The organism is Blautia sp. MCC283 (genome assembly GCF_018785565.1).
Taxonomy (GTDB): Bacteria; Bacillota; Clostridia; order Lachnospirales; family Lachnospiraceae; genus Blautia_A.
Genome location: NZ_WQQB01000045.1, coordinates 76,301 through 98,811, shown reverse-complemented (window position 1 = coordinate 98,811; position 22,511 = coordinate 76,301). Strand labels below are relative to the sequence as shown.

Here is a 22,511-nt window from a genome sequence, read left to right as displayed (position 1 = left end):
AAAATGGATTTAAAAGGAAAAAAAGTTCTCGTTTTCGGAGCCGGAAAAAGTGGCATTGGTGCCGCTGACCTGCTTGGAAGTGTAGGAGCACAGCCGATAATCTATGACGGAAATGAAAACCTTGATAAAGAAGCGGTTTTACATAAAACAAACGGAACATACACCCCGGAGATCTGGGCCGGTGCTTTTCCGGAAGGAGAGATGGAAAGTCTTGATCTCGTAGTGTTAAGCCCGGGAGTTCCAACAGATCTTCCACTGGTAAAGAGCTTCTACGAAAAAGGCCTTCCGGTATGGAGTGAGGTAGAACTTGCCTACCGTACAGGAAAAGGCGAGGTTCTTGCAATTACAGGAACCAACGGCAAGACAACAACAACAGCTCTCCTTGGAAAGATTATGGGAGATGCCCGTGAATCTGTATTTGTTGTAGGAAATATCGGAACTGCATATACATCAAAATCACTGGAGATGCGTGAGGATTCTGTAACCGTTGCGGAGATCAGCAGCTTCCAGCTGGAGACTATCGAGCAGTTCCGCCCGAAGGTCAGTGCGATCCTCAACATTACAGAAGATCATCTGAACCGTCATCATACCATGGAAGAATACATCCGTGTAAAAGAGCTGATTACCAAGAATCAGGGACCAGAAGATGTATGTGTCCTGAATTATGAGGATGAAGTCCTCCGTAAATTCGGTGAGAACATCGTTCCGAAGGTGGTATATTTTTCAAGCCTGCGTAAACTGGATCAGGGTATCTATCTGGACGGAGATCAGATCATTCTGAAAACAGAAAAAGAAGAGATCCCGATCGTAAAGACAGGAGAACTTAAGATCCTTGGCCGTCATAATCACGAGAATGTAATGGCTGCAGCAGCCATGGCATATTATGCGGGAGTTTCTGTGGAAAGCATCCACAAGAGCGTATGCGAGTTTGTGGCAGTTCCTCACAGAATCGAGTATGTAACAGAGAAGAACGGCGTTGCCTATTACAACGATTCCAAGGGAACCAACCCGGATGCAGCCATCAAGGGAATTCAGGCTATGAACCGTCCGACTCTTCTGATCGGCGGTGGCTATGACAAGGAATCCAGCTATGACGAGTGGATAGAATCCTTCGACGGAAAAGTCCGTTATCTTGTTCTCATTGGCCAGACAAAAGAAAAGATCAAAGCAGCGGCAGAACGTCTTGGATTTACAGACATCATCCTCTGTGAGGATCTGAAAGAAGCAGTTCAGATTTGTGCGGAAAAAGCAAATCCAGGAGATGCGGTTCTTCTTTCACCGGCCTGTGCAAGCTGGGGACAGTTTGATAACTACGAACAGCGTGGCGACATGTTCAAGGAATATGTGAAAGCACTGTAATAATCCGAAAAATACATACATAAGCTGAAATAAAGACCACTGTGGAGGCCACAGCATGAAGGCAGAACAGAAACAGACCGGAAAGACTGATACCGTTCTCTGGGTTCTGGTTCTGATCCTTGTTGTGTTTGGCCTGGTGGCGCTTTTTTCGGCAAGCGAATATAATGGCAGAGTGCGTTTTCACGACTCTGCCTATTATTTTAAGAAGCAGCTCTTTGCCACGGCACTGGGGCTGCTTGTTATGTATCTGGCATCAAGGGTGGATTACCGCATTCCTGTGAAGCTGGCACCGGGCGCATATATTCTTTCACTTTTTCTCTCTACGGCAGTGCTGCTTTTCGGACAGGAGATTAACGGGTCGAAGCGGTGGCTGAACCTTGGGCCGCTGTCATTTCAGCCATCGGAGTATTCCAAGGTTGCGGTAATCCTTTTTCTCGTATGGCAGATCAGCCGGACAAAAAGCAAGACAACGGGGTTCTGGTTTATGTGCAGGACGATGATGACCCTGCTCCCGGTAGTTGGCCTGGTAGGTTCCAATAATTTAAGTACGGCGGTGATCATTCTAGGAATCGGTGTGATGCTGATCTTTGTGGCCAATCCCAGATATCTGCAGTTTCTGGCTCTGGGAAGTGCAGGAGTTGGATTTATTGCGGTTTTTCTTGCTGCGGAAAGTTACCGCCTGGAGCGTCTGGCGATTTGGAGGGATCCGGAAAAATATGAAAAAGGATTTCAGACCATACAGGGTCTGTATGCCATAGGAAGCGGAGGGATTTTTGGCAAAGGTTTCGGGAACAGTCTGCAGAAGCTGGGATTTGTACCGGAAGCCCAGAATGATATGATTTTTTCCATTGTGTGTGAAGAGACGGGAATTCTGGGGGCTTTTCTGGTACTTTTTCTGTTTGGGCTTCTGATCTGGAGGCTTTGTATGCTGGCACTGAACTGCCGGGATCTTAAGGGGACACTTCTATGCGCCGGAATCATGGCACATATGTCGATCCAGGTAGTCCTGAATGTTGCGGTTGTAACAAATACGATTCCCAATACCGGGATCACGCTGCCCTTTGTAAGTTATGGCGGAACTTCCGTTGTTTTTCTTCTGGGGGAGATGGGGCTGGCTTTAAGTGTCAGCAGTCACAGACATGGAAGAATCACATAGAATAAAAAGTAAGAGGCCCTTTTAGGAGTGGAAGACTTGAATGAGATCGATGAGATCGTCGTGACCGGAGGCAGGCCGCTGCATGGGACTGTGCGGATCCAGGGGTCAAAAAATACGGCACTTCCGGTTATGGCGGCGGCCCTTTTAAGCTCCGGGACCAGTGTACTGCGGGAGTGTCCGAAGATCACAGATGTATTTTTGATGGAAAAAATCCTCCGGGAGCTGGGCGCGGAAACCTGGTGGGAGGATCATGACCTTTATCTGGACTGCAGTCATGCGGACGGTACCGTGATACCGGAATATTTTTCCGGAAAAATGCGTTCTTCTGTGATTCTGCTGGGGGCAATGCTTGGACGGAATGGGAAAGCACGGACCGGTTATCCGGGCGGATGTGTCATTGGCAAACGTCCGGTGGATCTTCATATACAGGTTTTACAGAAGCTTGGTGCCAGAATCGTGGAAAACGGGAATGAGATTCAGGCAACCTGTGGAAAACTGAAAGGAGCGGAAGTGATTTTTCCCAAAAGCAGCGTGGGAGCCACAGAACAGGGAATTCTGGCAGCCGTTCTTGCAGAGGGAAAAACCGTTTTTACGGGATGTGCCCGCGAACCGGAAATTACCTGGCTGTGTCAGTATCTGACAGGGATGGGGGCAAAGATTGAAATTCTGGAAAATGGAAGTATCTGTATCGAAGGTGTAAAGAAACTGCATCCCGGCAGCGGGACGATTCCCCCGGACCGTATTGTTGCCGGAACCTATCTTATGGCAGCGGCGGCCACCAGAGGAGAGATCATTCTGGAAAATCCGCCGATCGATGAAATGCATGCAATCCTGGAAGTATATCGGAAAATGGGTGGACAATGTCACCGGATAGGTGGTAAACTAATAGTCAACGGAAAAAATGCAGGTTTTCCTCTTGAACTTCTGGAGACAGACGTTTACCCGGGATTTCCTACAGATCTGCAGTCTCCTGCGATGGCAGTGCTGGTCACGATTCCGGGGGTAAGCAGAATCCGTGAGAAGATTTTTGAAGACAGATATAAATTGGCTTCATGGCTCTGTCATATGGGAGCGAAGATTGTGATCCGGGATGGAATGGCTGTGGTACACGGAGGTTATCCACTTCGGGGATGCATCGTGGAAGCAGAGGAACTCCGCGGAGGTGCGGCACTTGTGATCGCGGCGCTTGCAGCAGAAGGGGTTACCAGGATCAGAGGCTGCTCCTTTATTGAAAGAGGTTATGAACATATCTGTGAAGATTTGACTGCGCTTGGCGGTCTGCTGATAAAGGACAGAGGAACTTTATGAAAAAATCCAAAAAAAATTCGCTGGCAGCAGCCGGAATGATTCTGGTTCTGCTGCTGGCAGGTGTTATTTTCTTTTTTACTTATTATCAGGTTGATGAAGTACAGGTGATGGGAAGTAGCCATTATTCTGAGAAACAGATCAAGAAGATGGTCCTTCGGGGGCCGCTGGCATCCAATTCTGTTCTGGCACCCCTTCTTTACACCAAACAGAATACAAAAGATGTTCCTTTTGTGGATGGTTATACAGTGACCAGACTTAACCGTCACACCATTTGTGTCAGTGTGAAGGAGAAGGATATTGTCGGCTGTATTCCTTATCTGGACAGTTACATTTACTTTGACAGAAATGGAGTTTTTGTGGAAGGTTCCACAGAACGCAATGAGAAGATTCCGTTTTTTGACGGAATTAAAGTAAAAAAAGTAATTCTCAATGAGAAGCTTCCTATTAAGGATGAGACTGTGATGAACACAGCGGTGGCTCTGTCTACTATTTTTTCAAAAAATGACAAGGTTCCGGATCATATTGAATTCGGAGATGACGGGCAGATCAGCCTGGTTTACGGAGATATTACGGTCAAGCTTGGAAAGGACGAGTATCTGGAAGACAAAATGACCAGGGTACTTGCCATTCTTCCGCTGATTTCCGGAAAAAAAGGAATTCTCCACGCTGAAAATGTAAATGATAATTCCAAGACCATAACACTGGAGCAGGAACAGGATGAGAATCAGAATTCCGAAGAAACCTGGACAGGCGGTTATGATGAGGAAGGAAATTACACAGGCGAGGGCGAATACGACGAAAATGGCAATTATGTAGGGCCGAAGCCTCAGAGTGATCTGGAATATGCAAAGGAAAAATGGATCGGCGGATATGACGAAGAAGGTGACTACACAGGAAGCGGTGAGTATGACGCCAACGGTAATTATGTCGGAGAAGCACCTACGGAAGAGAGTATGGCTGCCAAGGGAAACTGGAAAGGTGGATACCGTGAGGATGGCGGTTATGATGGAACCAGCGAATATGACCGTGACGGTAATTATGTAGGAACACTTGAGGATTATCTGGCATCAGAAGAAGGTAACGGAGACGGGACAGATTCTGCGAATGCAGACTCTGGAAATGCGGATTCCGAAAGCGCAGATACCGGAAGTTCCGATTCTCAGAATACGAATTCAGAGGATTCCGAAAACGGAGATTACACTTCGGATGGAAGTACGGATAATATGGATGAGGATACTGATACAGAAACGGATTACAATAGTGATTATGGTGATGGATCTGATAATTATGACGAAAATCAGGACGGAGATTACAGTGATGCGTCCGATTACCAGTGAAGATAAAAAAATCCTTTCTTATATAAATACCAGTATTTGGGCATTTTGCCAGAGATTGTTTTGCAAATGTTTCTGTTAATAGAAACAGTGCCGAAATTTAGTGAAAAAAGTATAAAAAAACAAAATTAGTGGTTGATTAATTACCGAAAAAAATATATGATATAACTATGTGTATATGTAGCTTGGAATAGATTATTACACTGAATCGGATATCAGGTAGAAATAAAGGAGGAAGTACATTGTTAGAGATAATGACGAATGAGGCTGAGTCTTCTGCGAAGATTATTGTAATTGGAGTAGGCGGCGCAGGTAATAATGCAGTAAACAGAATGGTGGAAGAGGCCATTGGAGGAGTTGAGTTTGTAGGTGTCAATACCGATAAACAGGCTCTGACACTGTGTAAAGCTCCGACTGTACTTCAGATTGGTGAGAAAATTACGAAAGGTCTTGGCGCCGGTGCACAGCCGGAAGTTGGACAGAAGGCAGCTGAGGAGAGCATTGAAGAAGTTAAGAAGATCATTGAGGGAGCTGACATGGTTTTCGTTACCTGTGGTATGGGTGGCGGAACCGGAACCGGAGCTGCTCCTGTAATCGCCGGTGCGGCGAAAGAAATGGGTATCCTGACTGTCGGTGTTGTTACCAAGCCTTTCCGTTTTGAAGCTAAGACTCGTATGAATAATGCACTTGCGGGAATCGAGAATCTGAAGAAAGCAGTTGACACTTTAATTGTCATCCCGAATGACAAGTTACTTGAGATCGTTGACAGAAGAACAACCATGCCGGAAGCACTGCGTAAGGCTGATGAGGTTCTTCAGCAGGCAGTACAGGGTATCACAGACCTGATCAATCTGCCGGCACTGATCAACCTTGACTTTGCAGACGTACAGACTGTTATGACAGACAAGGGAATCGCTCACATCGGTATCGGTGAGGCAAGAGGTGATGACAAGGCTATGGAGGCTGTACAGCAGGCGGTATCTTCTCCGCTTCTTGAGACAACCATTAAGGGCGCTACGCATGTGATCATCAATATTTCCGGAGATATTTCTCTTATGGATGCCAACGATGCGGCAAGTTATGTTCAGGAACTTACAGGTGAGGATGCGAATATTATCTTTGGTGCCATGTATGATGATTCTGTTGCAGATTATGCAAGGATTACAGTTATTGCAACAGGTCTTACAGACAATAACCTTCAGAATACACCATTTGGAAACAGAGCTTCCAATTCTGTATTCGGAGCAGCCAAGAAGACAAGCCCGTCACCGGCAAGCAGCATGAATCTTAATATGCCGAGCTTCAGTCTGCCAACTATGAATTCCACACAGTTTGGTACTAAGGCACCGACAAGCACTGTTCAGAAAAAAGATATCCAGATTCCGGATTTTCTTAAGAACAGATAATAAATGAACATAATAAAATCCGGCAGAGGATCTATCTGGAATCCTGCCGGATTTTTTGGCTTTCAGTTCAGAATATCAGCATTTACAGCTGAAAGTATCACATTTTGTATCACAGCAGCGATGTGCATTATCACCGGATACATTGATGGAAGCTGCGGTACATTTGCAGTGCTCATTGTAGGTACAGTTGTGTGCTTTGCAGTCGATGTTAATGGTTTCACATCCACAACCGGAATCAGCAGCATTTGTTGCAGAATCTTCTTTCTGATCGCGGAAACTTTCACAGGCGGTATCATCTGCATAACGTGCATCTGCGCCTTCCACATTAATGGCACCTTTGGAACAGAGAGAATCTTTGTTATAGTAGCAGTTGTGTGCGGAACATTTAAGGATTGTCATAAAAGTGTCCTCCTGATAAATATGATTTTACCGGAAACCGTCAGCTGTCGGACTTTGAACCTCTGATCAATGGTCCATGTTACAGTCTGTCTTATCGGATTCCGATGTTGGATAGTATGCCCGGAAAAAGAAAAACTCATACGCACAAATAAATACATAATAATATAAAAAAACAGTTGACAAACAGAAGATACCATGGTATTCTCTTAAAGTACGTAGCGAAAAGAAAGCAGAGTTCACTCTCACCTCAGCGCTGAAGATAAGCGACTCAGGTCAATATTGCACAGTACTGCGAACGGAGAGACTATCAGTCCGCAGGTGTAATTTTGAAGTGTGGACATCTGTCTGCGCTTTTTTTGTGCAGGAAGAAATCCCGGCACAGTATTGAGAAAGAAAAAATTAATTCTATCATGTTCATGGAGGTGTACAACAATTAGCGGTTTAATGATTAACGAACAGATCAGAGACAGAGAGGTACGCTTAATTGGTCCGGACGGAGCTCAGCTTGGAATCGTGTCCGCCAGAGAAGCGATGGCGAAAGCACAGGAGGCAGGACTTGACCTTGTAAAGATTGCCCCACAGGCGAAGCCGCCAGTATGTAAGATCATTGATTACGGTAAATACCGTTACGAACTTGCAAGAAAAGAAAAAGAGGCCAGAAAAAAGCAGAAAACCATCGATGTCAAAGAAGTGCGTCTTTCCCCGAACATTGATACGAATGATTTAAAGACGAAGGTAAATGCAGCAAGAAAGTTCCTTAGCAAGGGCGACAGAGTTAAGGTTACACTTCGTTTCCGCGGAAGAGAGATGGCACATATGTCCAGCAGCAAACATGTGCTTGACGACTTCGCAGATCTTCTGTCCGATATAGCGACTGTAGAGAAGGCTCCGAAGGTAGAAGGCAGAAGCATGACCATGTTTCTGACTGAGAAACGGTAGATATCTCAGTCTTCACGGCAACAGCCGGGCAGAACGGGATGTTATATAAAATTTAGAAGTACCAAATCAAGGAGGAATTCATAATGCCAAAAATTAAAACTTGCAGAGCAGCAGCAAAGCGCTTTAAAAAAACAGGTACAGGAAAATTAGTAAGAAATAAAGCCTACAAGAGCCATATCCTTACAAAGAAATCTCAGAAGAGAAAGAGAAATCTGAGAAAATCTACTGTTGTTGATTCTACTAACGTAAAGAGCATGAAGAAAGCATTACCATATTTATAAGATAGAGAAGACGAACAGGAGGAGAATTAAGAAATGGCAAGAATTAAAGGCGGATTAAACGCAAAGAAAAGACATAACCGTACATTAAAACTGGCAAAAGGCTACAGAGGAGCCCGTTCCAAACAGTATAGAGTAGCAAAACAGTCTGTAATGAGAGCTCTTACAAGCTCCTATGCAGGAAGAAAACAGAAGAAACGTCAGTTCAGACAGCTCTGGATCGCACGTATCAATGCAGCTGCAAGAATGAACGGACTTTCCTACAGCAAAATGATGCACGGCCTTAAAGTTGCAAACATCGACATCAACAGAAAGATGCTTGCAGAGATGGCAGTTAACGATGCAGCAGGCTTCACAGCACTTGCTGAGATTGCTAAGAAAGCAATCGCATAAGTAAAGTATTAAGAGACGAAGAAGTCCAGGGAGTTTTCCCTGGATTTTTCTTTTGTACAGAAAATTTATACAATTTGCCGAAAAAACACACAAGCTGTGAAACGGACAAGTGTCCGTCTTGTGCAATCATACGAAAAACAGGGGATCGGCAAATTCACCCTTGAAATAAAAAATATGCAATGCTATAATTTTACCATTAAACATTAGTAACGCGACAAAGCGCAGGAGGAGAGATTATTATGAAGAATTGGAAGAAAGTAATCGGCGTTGCATCAGCAGCAGCTATGACAGCAGCTATGATGATGCCTACATCAGTTTTTGCAGCAGATGAGACATTTAAGATCGGTGTGATCGGACCGATGACAGGTGATTACGCACAGTACGGTACCAACGTATACAACGCAGCCAAGATCGCAGCTGATGAGATCAACGAGAACGGTGGATTCAACGGATATAAAGTTGAAATCCTTGACGCAGGTGATGACCAGGGAGATCCGGAGAAGGCTGTTAACGCATACAATGACCTGATCGATAAAGGAATGCAGATGCTCTGTGGAACTGTAACATCCGGTTCCTGTATTGCAGTAGGAGCTGAGGCAGCTGAGGATACATTCCTCTTCACACCATCCGCAACAGCACTTGACTGTATCACAGCAGGAACAAACGAGTTCCGTATGTGCTTCACAGACCCGGCACAGGGAACCAAATCTGCTCAGTACATTTCCGAGCACAAACTTGCAACGAAAGTAGCAGTACTTTATGATTCCGCTGCTGACTACAACTCCGGTGTACATGACGCATTCGTTGCAGCAGCTGCTGATGACGGACTTGAAGTAGTTGCAGATGAGGCTTACACAACAGACAGCAACACAGACTATTCTGTACAGCTTGCAAAGATCAAGAAGAGCGGCGCTGAGCTTCTTTTCCTTCCGAACTACTATTCCGACAATGCGCTGATCCTTCAGCAGGCATCTGAGGCAGGGCTTGACATTAAATTCTTTGGTGTAGATGGCATGGATGGTATCCTCAATGTAGAGAACTTCGATAAATCCCTTGCAGAGGGTGTTATGCTTCTGACACCATTCTCCGCAACAGCTACAGATGAGAAGAGCCAGAACTTCGTAAAAGCATACGGTGATGCTCACAACGGTGAGATCCCGAACCAGTTTGCGGCAGATACATATGATGTACTTTACGCAATGCAGCTTGCAGCTGACGATGCAAAGATCACACCAGATATGGAAAATGCAGACATCAGTGCAGCAATGAGCGCATCCATGGCAAACATCGAGCTTGACGGACTTACCGGAAAAGCAAAATGGACCGAGGATGGCGAGTGTGATAAAGAGCCGAAAGCATTCGAGATCAAAGACGGTGCTTATGTAGAGATGAAATAAGTAATTTCTGTTAACGTTAGGGGTCAGGGGACGGTTGCCTTTAGTGGAAATCGTCCCCTTTTTCCCTTATCAATAAACAATTAAAAGAGGTGCGTTATGAGTTTTATATCTTATTTAAAAGACGGCATCAGTCTTGGCAGTATCTATGCGATCATCGCGCTTGGATATACCATGGTTTACGGTATTGCCAAGATGCTGAACTTCGCACACGGAGATGTTATTATGGTAGGAGCTTATATCATTCTTACCTGTATCACAAGAGGCGGTATGTCACCGATTCTTGCAGTGATTCTTTCCGTTGTGATCTGTACACTGCTTGGTGTTGTCATTGAGAAGGTAGCTTACAGTCCGCTTAGAAAAGCTTCCTCAAACCTGGCCGTTCTGATCACGGCTATCGGTGTCAGTTATCTGCTTCAGAACCTGGCACTTCTGATCTTTGGCGCAGATGCCAAGAGTTTCGTAGCTGTTATCAAAGTTCCGTCCATCACACTGTTTGACGGTGAGCTCACCATCAAGGGAATCACCATCGTAACCATCCTTGCATGTATCATCATCATGGTGGGACTTTCCCTCTTTGTAAAAAAGACAAAACCTGGCCGTGCCATGCAGGCGGTTTCCGAGGACAGAGATGCGGCACAGCTGATGGGAGTTAACGTCAATGCGACAATTTCCCTCACATTTGCCATCGGTTCCGGACTTGCAGCGATCGCAGGCCTTCTGCTCTGTCAGACTTATCCGACACTGACTCCGTACACAGGAGCCATGCCTGGTATCAAAGCTTTCGTAGCTGCTGTATTCGGTGGAATCGGTTCGATTCCGGGAGCTATGGTCGGCGGCATCCTTCTGGGAATCATCGAGATTTTCGGAAAAGCTTATATTTCTTCCCAGGTTGCAGATGCGATCGTATTTGCAGTCCTGATCGTCGTGCTTCTTGTAAAACCTACCGGACTGTTCGGCAAGAACATCCAGGAGAAAGTGTAAGGTGGCCGATATGAAGAATATGAAAAACAAAACAACAAAAAATAACATGATCAACTATGGAATCGTCATTGTACTCTTTGTGATCGTACAGGCACTTTCCTCAACTGGAAATCTTTCCAGACTTCTTATGGGACTTCTTGTTCCCCTTTGTGTTTATACCATTGCATCAGTTTCCCTGAACCTGGTAGTCGGTTTTTCCGGTGAGTTGAGCCTTGGACATGCGGGCTTCATGTGCGTGGGAGCTTTTTCCAGTGCCCTGTTTTCACAGGTTGCTGCAGACTCCATTCCGCAGGTTCCTCGCTTTATCCTTGCAATCCTTGTAGGTGCGGCAGTTGCAGCACTGTTCGGTGTGATCATCGGTATTCCGGTACTTCGTCTCCGCGGTGACTACCTGGCTATTGTTACACTGGCTTTTGGTGAGATCATCAAGAACCTGATCAATGTACTTTACATTGGCGTGGATGACAAAGGACTTCACGTTGCAACCAGTGCGGCAGGTCTTCATATGGATCCGGGCGGAAAACAGATCCTCAAAGGTGCCCTTGGTATTTCAGGAACAGCAACTCTTTATAAAGATATCAAGAATTACTTTTTCCTGATCGGTGTGATCCTTCTTCTTCTGACTCTGTTTATCGTGCAGAACCTGGTTAACTCCAGAAGCGGACGTGCGATCATGTCAACCAGAGATAACCGTATCGCAGCAGAATCCGTGGGAATCAATATCACCAGATACAAACTGCTTGCATTTACGATTTCCGCAGCCCTTGCAGGAGTGGCAGGCGTGCTGTATGCACATAACCTTTCTCTTCTGAAGGTATCTGTATTTGATTACAACATGTCCATCCTGGTACTGGTATATGTGGTACTTGGCGGGATCGGAAACATCAGAGGATCCATCATCGCGACCATTATCCTCTATGCACTGCCTGAGCTTCTCCGTGGATTCGCAAACTACCGTATGCTGATCTACGCCATCGTGCTGATCATCATGATGCTCTTTAACTGGGCACCTGCAGCAAGAGACTGGAGAGCGCGCATGGTAGAGAAATTTAAAGGCAAAAAAGCGAAAAAGGAGGTGGCCTGATCATGGCAATGCTGGAAGTAAATAATCTGTCTATCCAGTTCGGCGGTCTTCGTGCTGTTGACGGCTTTAACATGACCATTGAGAAAGGACAGCTCTATGGACTGATCGGACCGAACGGTGCCGGTAAGACAACGGTGTTCAACCTTCTCACAGGCGTATACAAGCCAACAGAGGGAATCATTAAACTGGACGGCCAGGACATTACAGGAAAAAGCACCATCGAGATCAACAAGGCCGGAATCGCAAGAACTTTCCAGAATATCCGTCTTTTCAAGGATATGCCGGTTCTTGACAATGTAAAAGTAGGACTTCACAATCATCATCCATACTCCACACTGACCGGAATCTTAAGACTGCCGAAATATTATAAGGTAGAAAAAGAGATGAACGAACGTGCCATGGAGATCCTGAAGGTCTTTGACCTGGATAAGGAAGCAGACACTCTGGCAGGCAACCTGCCTTATGGTAAACAGCGTAAGCTGGAGATCGCCAGAGCCCTTGCCACAGATCCGAAGCTTCTTCTTCTGGATGAGCCGGCAGCCGGCATGAACCCAAATGAGACGCAGGAGCTGATGGATACCATCCGTTTTGTGCGGGAGCATTTTGATATGACAGTCCTTCTGATCGAGCATGACATGAAACTGGTCGGTGGTATCTGTGAGGAACTGACAGTTCTGAACTTCGGTCAGGTGCTGATCCAGGGTGAGACATCCGCAGTGCTGAAAGACCCGACAGTTATTACTGCATATCTGGGAGAATAAGGAGGAACGAGATAATGGCAATGTTGGAAGTAAAGGACCTCCAGGTCTACTATGGTGTGATCCAGGCCCTGAAGGGAATTTCTTTTCATGTAAATCAGGGAGAGGTTATTGCGCTGATCGGTGCCAACGGTGCCGGAAAGACAACCACACTTCAGACACTTACCGGAATTCTTTCTCCGAAGTCCGGAAGCATTGTGTTTGAGGGAAAAGACCTCACAAGAACACCGGCCCATAAGATCGTAGAGATGGGTATGGCACACGTTCCGGAAGGAAGACGAGTATTTGCGGATATGTCCGTTTATGAGAATCTTCTTCTTGGAGCTTATACAAGAAAGGACAAGGCGGAGATCGCAGAGAGCCTTACCAGTGTATACAAGAGATTCCCGCGTCTGGAAGAACGTAAAGGACAGCGTGCCGGAACACTTTCCGGTGGCGAGCAGCAGATGCTTGCCATGGGTCGTGCGCTGATGAGTAAGCCAAGGATCATTCTGATGGATGAGCCGTCCATGGGTCTGTCACCGATCTTTGTAAATGAGATCTTTGATATCATCCGTGAGGTAAGCGAGAGCGGCACAACCGTACTTCTTGTTGAGCAGAACGCAAAGAAAGCACTTTCCATTGCGGACCGTGCGTATGTTCTTGAGACAGGAAGCATCACCATGGATGGAAAGGCCGAGGATCTTCTGAACGATGAGGCTGTTCAGAAGGCATATCTTGGAGAGTAGGAGGAAAGACATGGATAATTTCGTAATTACCATTGCAAGACAGTATGGAAGCGGCGGACGTACCATCGGAGAGGAGCTTGCAAAGAAATTAGGGATTTCTTACTATGACAAGGATATCATCCGCATGGCATCTGAGGAGAGCGGCATTCATGAGGAGCTTTTCGGACGCGTAGATGAAAATGTCAGCGCAAAACAGAAGCTTTTTGCAAAGACCGGCATCTATAAAGGAGAGCTGATTCCGCCCCAGAGCAAAGACTTCACGTCTGATGAGAACCTGTTTAATTATCAGGCGAAGGTGATCCGCCATCTGGCAGAGACAGAATCCTGTGTGATCATCGGACGCTGTGCAAACATGATCCTCAAGGATTATCCAAATGTCCTTCGGGTGTTTGTTTACGGAGACTGGGATTTCCGTATCTGCGAGGCAAGCAAAAAGCTCAGCGGCAGCACAAAGGATATTGAGAAGTTCATGCATAAGGATGACAAGCGCAAGGAAGACCTGTCGAAACGCTTTATGGGCGTTGACTGGGCAGATATGACAAAGTACAATCTGTGCCTGGACAACGGTACCCTTGGCTATGAGAAATGCATTGAGGAGATCGAGAGCGCGCTTGAGATCCTGAAGAAATAAAAGAACAGACTGCGCGGATATCCCCGGGAAGAGAACAGTAAGAAGTCTTTTCCCGGGGATTTTTTCATATATTGTGGAAAAGTATGTTTGATCCGGCGGGAGATATGGATAAGAGAAAAAAATATTTCCGGGCAGTGACAGTGGCAGTACTGCTGGTCGTACTCAGTGGATATGGGAAAATTTCAGACCGTACGTTTCGGGTGCAGATGGCCAGAATGATCGCCGGTGAGGGAATGCTCCGGCTGGTGGAAGCGCAGTATGTGGGAAAAAGCAGTGGGCGGGAAAACAGGAGTTATGAGGAGGCAGAACAAAAAGCAGGAAATATTGGCAGTGTTCAGAAAAAATATGGACAAAAAGCAGCAGACCCGGTGGCGGAAACTTTGTCTGACAGGAAGGACAATGAGGACCGTCCCAGGGCAGCACTCACCTTTGACGATGGCCCCCATGCAACATATACACCCTTGCTTCTGGATGGCCTGCATAAGCGTGGAATTCATGTCACATTTTTTCTTATGGGAAAAAATATCGAGGGAAAAGAAGAAATCGTAAAACAGATGCAAAAAGACGGCCATCTCATCGGCAATCACACTTACGACCATGTACAGCTTGATAAGCTTCCCGGTGACCAGGCCTGCCAGCAGATCTTAAAGACAAATAATGAGATCTATGAGATCACAGGAGAATATCCTTTGTATCTTCGTCCGCCCTATGGAGCCTGGCCCAAAAATCTGGAACTCTGTGTGACCATGCTTCCGGTATTCTGGGATGTGGATACCCTGGACTGGAAATCAAAAAACGTTCAGTCTGTGGAAGAAATTGTAAAAAGAGAAGTGAAGGATGGCTCGATTATTCTGATGCATGACAGTTTTCCCACTTCTGTGGAGGCAGCTCTGGAGATCGCGGATATGCTTACGGAAGCGGGGTATGACCTGGTGACAGCGGATCAGCTGCTGGTGACGTAAACAGTAACGGAACATCCTCTTTGCCGCAGAGCAGAAACAATTGCTTTTTTGTGTGCAAACAGGTAAAATTATAAAAATAAGAATCTATCAGCTGCCGGAGCAGAACCGGCGGCAGTTTTTTACAGAAATTACAGGAGTGAAAACCATGGACTTATTTGAATATGCAAAATCAAAAACTCTGGACCAGGAGTCTCCCCTCGCATCCAGACTGCGTCCGCGAACACTGGATGAGGTGGTAGGGCAGCAGCATATCGTCGGAAAAGACAAATTGCTGTATCGTGCCATTAAGGCAGATAAGCTGACATCTGTTATCTTTTACGGCCCTCCGGGAACCGGAAAGACTACCCTTGCAAAAGTCATTGCCAATACTACAAGCGCCAGTTTTACCCAGATCAATGCAACCGTAGCGGGCAAGAAAGATATGGAAGCAGTTGTAAAACAGGCTCAGGATGATCTTGGCATGTATGGGAAAAAGACCATTCTGTTCATTGATGAGATCCATCGTTTCAACAAGGGACAGCAGGATTATCTTCTTCCTTTTGTGGAGGATGGAACGATCATTCTGATCGGAGCTACAACGGAGAATCCATATTTTGAGGTAAACGGAGCGCTTCTTTCAAGATCCATCATTTTTGAGCTGAAGGCACTGGAAATACCGGAAATAAAAGAACTGATCCTGCGTGCAGTTAATGATCCGGAACGTGGAATGGGAAGCTACGGTGCGGTGATCGAGAAGGATGCCCTGGAATTTCTGGCAGATATGGCAGGAGGAGACGCCAGAAGCGCCTTAAACGCCGTAGAACTGGGAATTCTCACCACACCCCGTGATTCGGACGGTAAGATCCATCTGACCCTTGAGGTGGCTTCTGAGTGCATTCAGAAGCGTGTTGTACGTTATGACAAGAATGGAGATAACCATTACGATATTATTTCTGCCTTTATTAAGAGTATGCGGGGCTCAGACCCGGATGCGGCAGTTTATTATCTGGCAAAAATGCTTTATGCAGGAGAAGATGTGAAATTTATTGCAAGAAGGATCATGATCCTGGCCTCTGAAGATATCGGAAATGCGGATCCTCAGGCACTCTGTGTGGCAACGGCAGCAGCGCAGGCAGTGGAACGTGTGGGAATGCCGGAATCCCAGATCATTCTTTCGCAGGCAGTAACATACATGGCCTGTGCGCCCAAGAGCAATTCCGCGGTGAATGCCATACAGGAAGCCATGCGCTGCGTGAAGGCGAAGAAGACAACTGTGCCGGTGCATCTGCAGGATGCCCATTATGGTGGCCACGAAAGTCTGGGTCATGGTATCGGATATAAATATGCCCATGATTATCCGAATCACTATGTAAAACAGCAGTATCTGCCATCAGAAATCGAAGGAGAACATTTTTACGAGCTCAGTGATATGGGATATGAAAAGAAACTGAAAGAGCATATGAAGAAGATCCACGAAGAAGCGGAATAAGAGAATCTATGTGAGAATGAAAATGGAGGAGCTTTTCAGAGAAGCTCCTCCATTATTTTGTCGTAGACGTTCTGATATTTATAAGGCCAGCTTTCACATACGGACTGGGCCGCAGCAAGATTGGGAACTTTGATGCTGAGATCAACAATACTGACACCGCCTTCGATAATCCGCAGGCGGACAGAGTAACTGCCCTCCTTGGTGGGGTAATAATCCGCAGGAGTGAGAAGATGTTCCTCAATTTTGCAGTGCAGGGAATTGAGATATTCCTCGACTTCTTTCTTAATGTCAGAAGAGAGTTCTCTGGAAAAATATTTCAGCGTATTTTTTCCTTCTTCAGTCAGTCGGTAATACGTGCGGTTGGACTGGGAAGACATTTCCACAAGATCTGCCTCCACCAGTTCGGAAACAGCCTGCTGAAGCTGAAAATAATTGGTATATTTCCGGTCCAGGATAAAATCTGTGATCTGTGAGTTAGTGAGATCCCCCTCGGAATTCTGAAGCATGTATAAAATGATAAGTTTGTAGGTTGTAAAAGGTGATGCCATAAGAATCCTCCTTTTTACTGGCTTTTTGAAAGAACCTCAAGGGCTTTTCCCTGAAAACTTTCTTTTTCTTTCATCCGGTGATGAAGAAGATTTAAAACTTCACGTTTGCGGCTGGCCCATAAAGGTGCGATCAGCAGATCTTTCGGGCCGTCCCCTGTTACACGGTGGATCACGATATCCGGTCTGAGATGTTCCAGACAGTCAATGACAAGGTTCAGATACTCGTCCCGTTCATAAGTGCGGAAAAGACCGGCTTCATGATCAGCGGCAAGATCTGTACCACGCAGTACATGAAGAAGTTGCAGCTTGATCCCCTGGATATCCATGGCGTTCAGATAAGCCATTGTTTCCAGGATATCCTTCCTGCTTTCGCCGGGAAGCCCCAGGATGGTGTGGACGATCACTTCGATGCCGCCTGCGCGGAGATTTTTTACTGCGGTATCAAAACAGGACAGTGGATAGCCGCGCCGTATATATCTGGCGGTATCTTCATGGATAGTCTGGAGTCCCAGCTCCACCCACACCGGTTTGATCTGGTTCAGGGAATAAAGAAGCTCCAGTACATCATCTCCCAGACAGTCCGGTCTGGTACCAATGGACAGTGCCACGATATCCGGATGGGAGATGGCTTCTGTGAAGATCTTACGCAGGTGTTCCACAGGAGCGTATGTGTTTGTATATGCCTGAAAATAGGCGATATATTTATGAATCGGGCGTTTGGAAGAGAGACTTTTGATCTGTGTGTTGATCTGCTCTGTAATGGAAAGAGCGGCGTTTGCTGCAAAATCTCCGCTTCCGCCCTGGCTGCAGAAGATGCAGCCTTTTTTGCCCAGGGTGCCGTCACGGTTGGGACAGGACATGCCGCCGTTTAATGCAACCCGGTAGACCTTTTCGCCGTACCGTTCCCGGAGCATATAGTCCAGAGAGTGATAAGGCTTGTCGTTCCAGCGCTTCATTATGCCTCTTTCGGTTCGTTTTTCTCTTCGCCGTTTTCTTCGTTTTCATCTTTCGGTATATAGTTATCGAAGATCTTTACAAAGATCTTTGATTTCCAGTAGGCCAGCGTGGAAAATCCCATCAGAATAAAAAGCATGATCAGGATGGATGTAAACTGTGCGTAGCTCACATAAGCAAAAAGCCATATCAGTAGGAGTGGAGACGCAGAGATCACAAGCATCAAAAGTGTCAGCGGAAGATGGCGGACGGACATCAGGAATGCATTTACAAAGGTATTCTTGACGGAATTAAAAAATTTGGAAAGGATCGGATAAATGTACAGAAGGATCATCGCATAGATCAGTGCAAATGCAATGAACAGACTGAAAAGTCCTTTGTACATAGCTCCGCTTCCGGCTCTGGCGATCCGAAGATCGATAAACAGAACAGCAGCGGTGAGGAGCATGATGATATTGATGATGGTTGCCTGTTTGAAATTCTGTTTAAAGGAACGGAAAAAGCTGCGGGCGATATAGGATTCTTCGTCTCTTGCCATCTTCAGAGTGACATAGTAGAGCGCTGTTATGGAGGCGCCTGCGGTGACAACCGGAATACAGCAGAGAATGCACAGAAAATTCAGAAGAAGCAGGTCTGCCACGCGTCCCATGAACACGAAGAACTTATTGTCCATGTTAAAAAAACGGTTCATTTGATAAGTCTCCTTTTCTTTTGGATATTATTTTAAGTATACCCAATCAGCGCAGAAAAAGCAAACCCCAAATGTTTTCCTGGGCAGTGGAAATGGGAAAATCATGTGTCCGCCATAGAAAGACAAAAAAGAGAAATAGTTTATTAAATTTCCCTAAAAGGCTTGCTTATCACGATTTAGAGTGTTAAAATATCAGTATTGTATTAGACGAAATTCATGTATTTTAAAGGAGCGTAACAATGAGCAAAAAAATCAGGACGGAGGCTGTGGATCATCTTTTTGAAGCGATCCTGTGCCTGAAGGACAAGGAAGAGTGTTATACATTTTTTGAGGATGTGTGCACCATCAATGAGCTGCTTTCTTTATCTCAGCGCTTCGAGGTAGCCAAGATGCTTACTGATAAGCGTACATACCTTGATATTTCCGAGAAAACAGGAGCTTCCACAGCTACGATCAGCCGTGTGAACCGTTCCCTGAACTATGGAAATGATGGTTATGAGATGGTATTTGCACGTATGAAGAAGGATAACGGGGAGCAGGGCGGCGAAGCAGAATAAGGCTTACGTCCATACCGTGATGATAACGGATAATACTGTAACGAAAAAGAGACAGGCGATCGTGCGTCTGTCTCTTTTTTTTCGGTGCGCCCGGCGACGCACGTTTATGACCGGATGTGAGCTCCGGATATTATTTGTCTTTTTTTGAGGAATCCGTATCTTTTGAGGAATTCATGTGGTCGATCATGTTTTCGATGATCATTTTTTTCATGTATACGTCGAAGCTAAGAAGACAGATAAAGGAAAACTGGTGAAGGAATTCCTTATCCTCCGGGTCGGCGTCCTCAAAAATTTCTCCGGCACTTTTGAAACGGCGCATAAGATCCTTTTCCAGGTAACGGATCTGTGACTGCTCCATACTGAAAACCTCCTGGTAGATGTAAGTCATGTCCTTTTCTGTAACGGACTTGAAGTATTTCTCGGTGATCGGTCCCAGAAGGGTCTGGATATCACTGATGGAGAGGATATTTTTAAAATAGTAGATAAAGATCAGCATCAGCAGATGCTCCCGGGAATACCGCTTTTTTTCCGGCGGGGGAAGGAGCTTGTTCTTTGCGTAATTGTTGATCATGGTCTTGGTCAGGATCTTGTCATCATCATGACGCTTGGTGGAAGCGAGATTATCTTCCATAAAGGTTGTGACCTGATCCATGTAAAGAGCAATATTGGGAATTTCATCGGGTTTTATATAATCAAGCTCAGCAATTTTTGCAAAAATGCTGTTCATCATTTCTTTTTCGTTTTCTGTCATCGCATTATCACCTCTGCTCCCTATTATATAGTTTTAAATACTACTTGTAAAGAAACTTTTTTTCAGAGAGGTGGGTTTACCGGAAAGTAAAGTCATGATAGTATATAAAGATACTGTTCATATGGAAAAAGAAATGGAGATCAAAATGAGTATACATGATGCTTTGGACACATTGAATCCTATGCAGCGGGAAGCTGCCGTACATACAGAGGGACCACTTCTGATCCTCGCAGGAGCCGGTTCCGGAAAAACAAGAGTGCTGACCCACAGGATCGCCTATTTAATGGAAGAAAAGGGTGTAAACCCATGGAATATCCTGGCGATCACCTTTACTAACAAGGCCGCCAGTGAGATGCGGGAACGTGTGAATAAAATTGCGGGAATGGGTGCGGAGAGCGTATGGGTCTCCACCTTCCATTCCGCCTGCGTGAGGATCCTGCGCAGACATATTGAGGTGCTGGGCTTTGGCAGTAATTTTACCATCTATGATGCCGACGACCAGAAAACAGTCATGAAGGAAATCTTCCGGAAGTTTGATATCAATACCAAGATCTACAAGGAACGCGCTGTTCTTGCTGAGATTTCCCATGCCAAGGATGAACTGATCACACCGGAAGAGATGGAGCTGAATGCGGGCGGCGATCCGGATGCACGGAAGATTGCCGGTATGTATAAGGAATATCAGTCTATCCTCCGGGGAAACAATGCGCTGGATTTTGATGACCTGATCGTGAAGACTGTGGAGCTTTTTCAGCATAATCCGGATATCCTGGACTATTATCAGGAACGTTTCAAATATATTATGGTGGATGAGTATCAGGATACCAATACTGCCCAGTTTAAATTTGTAAGTCTTCTTGCCGAGAAATACAAGAATCTCTGTGTGGTTGGTGATGATGATCAGTCCATCTATCGTTTTCGTGGAGCAAATATCGGGAATATCTTAGGCTTTGAGAAGGTTTTTCCTGAGGCTAAGGTGGTGCGCCTGGAACAGAATTACCGTTCTACCCAGAACATCCTCAATGCAGCCAATGAGGTGATCGTCAACAACACAGAGCGTAAGGAAAAACGCCTCTGGACAGAGAACGAAGAGGGCGATAAAGTACATTTCCGTCAGTTCAACAACGGATTTGAGGAAGCGGAGTATGTTGCAGGAGAGATCATCCAGGGGCGCCGCAACGGGAAATTCCAGTACAAGGACTGTGCAGTACTTTATCGGACCAATGCCCAGTCCCGTCTCTTTGAGGAGAAATTTCTCCTGGCAAATGTTCCTTATAAGATTGTCGGCGGCGTGAACTTTTATGCCCGCAAAGAGATTAAGGATCTGTTAAGCTATCTGAAGACCATTGACAATGCCAGTGATGATCTGGCTGTGCGCAGGATCTTAAATGTGCCAAAAAGAGGGATCGGACTCACCAGCATCGGCCGTGTCCAGGACTATGCGGATATGATGAACCTGAGCTTTTACGATGCGCTCCGCGTGGTGGAGGAAGTACCGTCCATTGGCAGGGCAGCAGGAAAGATCAATGATTTTGTATCCTTTATCCAGGGACTGAAAAGTAAGGCAGAGGCCTATACAGTCCGTGAAACCCTGGAAGAGGTCATTGAACTTACCGGTTATGTGAAGGAACTGGAGGCAGAGAAAACGGAGGAGGCTCAGGCGAGGATCGAAAATATCGACGAGCTGATCTCCAAGACAGAATCCTTCCAGGAAGCCATGGAGGAGGCCGGACAGCCGGCAACACTTTCTGCATTTCTGGAGGAGATCGCACTGGTGGCAGATATCGATTCTGTTGATCCGGATCAGGATTATGTGCTGCTGATGACTCTTCACAGTGCCAAGGGACTGGAGTTCCCAAATGTATTTATCGTGGGAATGGAGGACGGTGTTTTTCCGGGATATGCTTCCATCTGGTCCGGTGATCCGTCGGATATCGAGGAGGAGCGAAGGCTCTGTTATGTGGGGATCACCCGTGCCATGAAGGAACTGACTTTAACCTGTGCAAAACAGCGGATGATCCGTGGGGAGACTCAGTATAACCGTGTGTCACGTTTTGTAAGGGAGATTCCACGGGAGCTGGTAGATCTTGGACATACCATTCAGGAGAAAAAGCCCAGAGTAGATGATATCGTATCTCCGAAAAGCGCCTATGCCCAGATGAAAATGAATTTCCAGGCAAAGAGCACCCTGCAGAAAAAAGATTTCACAGTGAAGAAGGCGGACAGCCTGGACTATGGTGAGGGAGACACGGTCCGTCATGTGAAATTCGGAGTCGGTATCGTAAAAAATATCGCAGACGGCGGCAGAGACTACGAAGTGACGGTAGACTTTGACAAAGTCGGCGTGAAAAAAATGTTCGCCGGTTTTGCCAAGCTGAAAAAGATCTGAGAGGGATCTCTCCGGGCAGACTATTTCTGCAAAAAACTGT

General features: G+C 46.0%; 23 protein-coding genes. 18 read left to right on the top strand and 5 right to left on the bottom strand.

The features are described 5' to 3' along the window. Window positions 1-3: 3 nt before the first annotated feature. The 5 genes from murD (at window position 4) to ftsZ (ending at window position 6,563) form a co-directional block, all read left to right on the top strand. On the top strand, window positions 4-1,359 hold the full coding sequence (murD, locus tag GPK81_RS13105) for a UDP-N-acetylmuramoyl-L-alanine--D-glutamate ligase (RefSeq protein WP_021977879.1): 1,356 nt from the start codon (window positions 4-6) through the stop codon (window positions 1,357-1,359). Window positions 1,360-1,414: 55 nt separating this feature from the next. Beyond that, on the top strand, window positions 1,415-2,515 hold the full coding sequence (locus tag GPK81_RS13100) for an FtsW/RodA/SpoVE family cell cycle protein (protein ID WP_215707183.1): 1,101 nt from the start codon (window positions 1,415-1,417) through the stop codon (window positions 2,513-2,515). Window positions 2,516-2,542: 27 nt separating this feature from the next. After that, window positions 2,543-3,823 carry a UDP-N-acetylglucosamine 1-carboxyvinyltransferase gene (murA, locus tag GPK81_RS13095; protein WP_243003896.1) on the top strand — a complete coding sequence of 427 codons (1,281 nt, stop codon included), beginning with the start codon at window positions 2,543-2,545 and terminating at the stop codon, window positions 3,821-3,823. Further along, window positions 3,820-5,160 (top strand): cell division protein FtsQ/DivIB, encoded by a 1,341-nt coding sequence (locus GPK81_RS13090; RefSeq protein ID WP_021977876.1) that lies wholly within the window; start codon window positions 3,820-3,822, stop codon window positions 5,158-5,160. Before murA ends, GPK81_RS13090 begins: the two co-directional genes overlap by 4 nt. Before the next feature lie 251 nt (window positions 5,161-5,411). Continuing rightward, window positions 5,412-6,563, top strand: a complete 1,152-nt coding sequence (gene ftsZ, locus GPK81_RS13085) for a cell division protein FtsZ (protein ID WP_118070617.1) — start codon at window positions 5,412-5,414, stop codon at window positions 6,561-6,563. A gap of 75 nt (window positions 6,564-6,638) precedes the next feature. On the opposite strand, the gene GPK81_RS13080 is transcribed toward ftsZ, so the two are convergent. Then, a complete protein-coding gene (locus tag GPK81_RS13080; RefSeq protein ID WP_021977874.1) occupies window positions 6,639-6,962 on the bottom strand; it encodes a DUF1540 domain-containing protein in 324 nt (107 codons plus the stop codon). A gap of 444 nt (window positions 6,963-7,406) precedes the next feature. On the opposite strand from GPK81_RS13080, the gene infC reads away from it, so the two are divergent. From infC to GPK81_RS13025, 11 genes are all read left to right on the top strand, one after another. Further along, on the top strand, window positions 7,407-7,901 hold the full coding sequence (gene infC, locus GPK81_RS13075) for a translation initiation factor IF-3 (RefSeq protein WP_021977873.1): 495 nt from the start codon (window positions 7,407-7,409) through the stop codon (window positions 7,899-7,901). 83 nt (window positions 7,902-7,984) lie between these two features. Continuing rightward, window positions 7,985-8,182, top strand: coding sequence for a 50S ribosomal protein L35 (rpmI, locus tag GPK81_RS13070; RefSeq protein ID WP_019162770.1), 198 nt, complete (start codon window positions 7,985-7,987; stop codon window positions 8,180-8,182). Window positions 8,183-8,215: 33 nt separating this feature from the next. Further along, entirely contained in the window at window positions 8,216-8,572 is a 357-nt protein-coding gene (gene rplT, locus GPK81_RS13065; RefSeq protein ID WP_015526090.1) for a 50S ribosomal protein L20, read from the top strand. A gap of 239 nt (window positions 8,573-8,811) precedes the next feature. After that, window positions 8,812-9,969: an ABC transporter substrate-binding protein gene (locus GPK81_RS13060; RefSeq protein WP_015526089.1), complete on the top strand. Its 1,158-nt coding sequence runs from the start codon at window positions 8,812-8,814 to the stop codon at window positions 9,967-9,969. A gap of 96 nt (window positions 9,970-10,065) precedes the next feature. Beyond that, the gene (locus GPK81_RS13055) at window positions 10,066-10,950 is read left to right on the top strand and encodes a branched-chain amino acid ABC transporter permease (protein WP_015526088.1); all 885 of its coding nucleotides are present in this window, start codon (window positions 10,066-10,068) and stop codon (window positions 10,948-10,950) included. 10 nt (window positions 10,951-10,960) lie between these two features. Then, window positions 10,961-12,034, top strand: coding sequence for a branched-chain amino acid ABC transporter permease (locus tag GPK81_RS13050; RefSeq protein WP_021977872.1), 1,074 nt, complete (start codon window positions 10,961-10,963; stop codon window positions 12,032-12,034). 2 nt (window positions 12,035-12,036) lie between these two features. Then, window positions 12,037-12,795, top strand: coding sequence for an ABC transporter ATP-binding protein (locus GPK81_RS13045; RefSeq protein ID WP_015526087.1), 759 nt, complete (start codon window positions 12,037-12,039; stop codon window positions 12,793-12,795). Between the two features lie 14 nt (window positions 12,796-12,809). After that, the gene (locus GPK81_RS13040; protein WP_021977871.1) at window positions 12,810-13,520 is read left to right on the top strand and encodes an ABC transporter ATP-binding protein; all 711 of its coding nucleotides are present in this window, start codon (window positions 12,810-12,812) and stop codon (window positions 13,518-13,520) included. A gap of 10 nt (window positions 13,521-13,530) precedes the next feature. Then, window positions 13,531-14,151 (top strand): cytidylate kinase-like family protein, encoded by a 621-nt coding sequence (locus tag GPK81_RS13035; RefSeq protein WP_118070627.1) that lies wholly within the window; start codon window positions 13,531-13,533, stop codon window positions 14,149-14,151. A 104-nt stretch (window positions 14,152-14,255) separates the two neighbouring features. Further along, window positions 14,256-15,113 (top strand): polysaccharide deacetylase family protein, encoded by an 858-nt coding sequence (locus GPK81_RS13030; RefSeq protein WP_252196654.1) that lies wholly within the window; start codon window positions 14,256-14,258, stop codon window positions 15,111-15,113. A gap of 145 nt (window positions 15,114-15,258) precedes the next feature. Then, a complete protein-coding gene (locus tag GPK81_RS13025) occupies window positions 15,259-16,581 on the top strand; it encodes a replication-associated recombination protein A (RefSeq protein ID WP_021977868.1) in 1,323 nt (440 codons plus the stop codon). A 35-nt stretch (window positions 16,582-16,616) separates the two neighbouring features. Here GPK81_RS13025 and GPK81_RS13020 read toward each other — a convergent pair whose 3' ends face one another. The 3 genes from GPK81_RS13020 to GPK81_RS13010 are packed head-to-tail and all read right to left on the bottom strand — an operon-like array spanning window position 16,617 to window position 18,774. Further along, entirely contained in the window at window positions 16,617-17,129 is a 513-nt protein-coding gene (locus tag GPK81_RS13020; protein WP_021977867.1) for a DUF4364 family protein, read from the bottom strand. 14 nt (window positions 17,130-17,143) lie between these two features. Next, entirely contained in the window at window positions 17,144-18,085 is a 942-nt protein-coding gene (locus tag GPK81_RS13015) for a TIGR01212 family radical SAM protein (protein WP_118063749.1), read from the bottom strand. Continuing rightward, window positions 18,085-18,774: a YesL family protein gene (locus GPK81_RS13010; protein WP_173771803.1), complete on the bottom strand. Its 690-nt coding sequence runs from the start codon at window positions 18,772-18,774 to the stop codon at window positions 18,085-18,087. The genes GPK81_RS13015 and GPK81_RS13010 overlap by 1 nt, the downstream gene beginning before the upstream one ends. Window positions 18,775-19,013: 239 nt before the next feature. On the opposite strand from GPK81_RS13010, the gene GPK81_RS13005 reads away from it, so the two are divergent. Beyond that, the gene (locus tag GPK81_RS13005; protein ID WP_015526079.1) at window positions 19,014-19,331 is read left to right on the top strand and encodes a YerC/YecD family TrpR-related protein; all 318 of its coding nucleotides are present in this window, start codon (window positions 19,014-19,016) and stop codon (window positions 19,329-19,331) included. Window positions 19,332-19,461: 130 nt separating this feature from the next. On the opposite strand, the gene GPK81_RS13000 is transcribed toward GPK81_RS13005, so the two are convergent. Then, window positions 19,462-20,082 carry a DUF1836 domain-containing protein gene (locus GPK81_RS13000; RefSeq protein ID WP_021651658.1) on the bottom strand — a complete coding sequence of 207 codons (621 nt, stop codon included), beginning with the start codon at window positions 20,080-20,082 and terminating at the stop codon, window positions 19,462-19,464. A gap of 145 nt (window positions 20,083-20,227) precedes the next feature. Between GPK81_RS13000 and pcrA the strand changes: the two genes are divergently transcribed. Beyond that, a complete protein-coding gene (gene pcrA, locus GPK81_RS12995) occupies window positions 20,228-22,471 on the top strand; it encodes a DNA helicase PcrA (protein ID WP_215707260.1) in 2,244 nt (747 codons plus the stop codon). The last annotated feature ends 40 nt before the right edge of the window (window positions 22,472-22,511 follow it).

Excerpts from the sequence above, each read along its gene's own strand:
- murD (WP_021977879.1), top strand. The coding sequence starts at position 4 with ATGGATTTAAAAGGAAAAAAAGTTCTCGTTTTCGGAGCCGGAAAAAGT.
- GPK81_RS13100 (WP_215707183.1), top strand. The coding sequence starts at position 1,415 with ATGAAGGCAGAACAGAAACAGACCGGAAAGACTGATACCGTTCTCTGG.
- GPK81_RS13090 (WP_021977876.1), top strand. The coding sequence starts at position 3,820 with ATGAAAAAATCCAAAAAAAATTCGCTGGCAGCAGCCGGAATGATTCTG.
- ftsZ (WP_118070617.1), top strand. The coding sequence starts at position 5,412 with ATGACGAATGAGGCTGAGTCTTCTGCGAAGATTATTGTAATTGGAGTA.
- GPK81_RS13080 (WP_021977874.1), bottom strand. The coding sequence starts at position 6,962 with ATGACAATCCTTAAATGTTCCGCACACAACTGCTACTATAACAAAGAT.
- infC (WP_021977873.1), top strand. The coding sequence starts at position 7,407 with ATGATTAACGAACAGATCAGAGACAGAGAGGTACGCTTAATTGGTCCG.
- rpmI (WP_019162770.1), top strand. The coding sequence starts at position 7,985 with ATGCCAAAAATTAAAACTTGCAGAGCAGCAGCAAAGCGCTTTAAAAAA.
- rplT (WP_015526090.1), top strand. The coding sequence starts at position 8,216 with ATGGCAAGAATTAAAGGCGGATTAAACGCAAAGAAAAGACATAACCGT.
- GPK81_RS13060 (WP_015526089.1), top strand. The coding sequence starts at position 8,812 with ATGAAGAATTGGAAGAAAGTAATCGGCGTTGCATCAGCAGCAGCTATG.
- GPK81_RS13055 (WP_015526088.1), top strand. The coding sequence starts at position 10,066 with ATGAGTTTTATATCTTATTTAAAAGACGGCATCAGTCTTGGCAGTATC.
- GPK81_RS13050 (WP_021977872.1), top strand. The coding sequence starts at position 10,961 with ATGAAGAATATGAAAAACAAAACAACAAAAAATAACATGATCAACTAT.
- GPK81_RS13045 (WP_015526087.1), top strand. The coding sequence starts at position 12,037 with ATGGCAATGCTGGAAGTAAATAATCTGTCTATCCAGTTCGGCGGTCTT.
- GPK81_RS13040 (WP_021977871.1), top strand. The coding sequence starts at position 12,810 with ATGGCAATGTTGGAAGTAAAGGACCTCCAGGTCTACTATGGTGTGATC.
- GPK81_RS13035 (WP_118070627.1), top strand. The coding sequence starts at position 13,531 with ATGGATAATTTCGTAATTACCATTGCAAGACAGTATGGAAGCGGCGGA.
- GPK81_RS13030 (WP_252196654.1), top strand. The coding sequence starts at position 14,256 with ATGGATAAGAGAAAAAAATATTTCCGGGCAGTGACAGTGGCAGTACTG.
- GPK81_RS13025 (WP_021977868.1), top strand. The coding sequence starts at position 15,259 with ATGGACTTATTTGAATATGCAAAATCAAAAACTCTGGACCAGGAGTCT.
- GPK81_RS13020 (WP_021977867.1), bottom strand. The coding sequence starts at position 17,129 with ATGGCATCACCTTTTACAACCTACAAACTTATCATTTTATACATGCTT.
- GPK81_RS13015 (WP_118063749.1), bottom strand. The coding sequence starts at position 18,085 with ATGAAGCGCTGGAACGACAAGCCTTATCACTCTCTGGACTATATGCTC.
- GPK81_RS13010 (WP_173771803.1), bottom strand. The coding sequence starts at position 18,774 with ATGAACCGTTTTTTTAACATGGACAATAAGTTCTTCGTGTTCATGGGA.
- GPK81_RS13005 (WP_015526079.1), top strand. The coding sequence starts at position 19,014 with ATGAGCAAAAAAATCAGGACGGAGGCTGTGGATCATCTTTTTGAAGCG.
- GPK81_RS13000 (WP_021651658.1), bottom strand. The coding sequence starts at position 20,082 with ATGACAGAAAACGAAAAAGAAATGATGAACAGCATTTTTGCAAAAATT.
- pcrA (WP_215707260.1), top strand. The coding sequence starts at position 20,228 with ATGAGTATACATGATGCTTTGGACACATTGAATCCTATGCAGCGGGAA.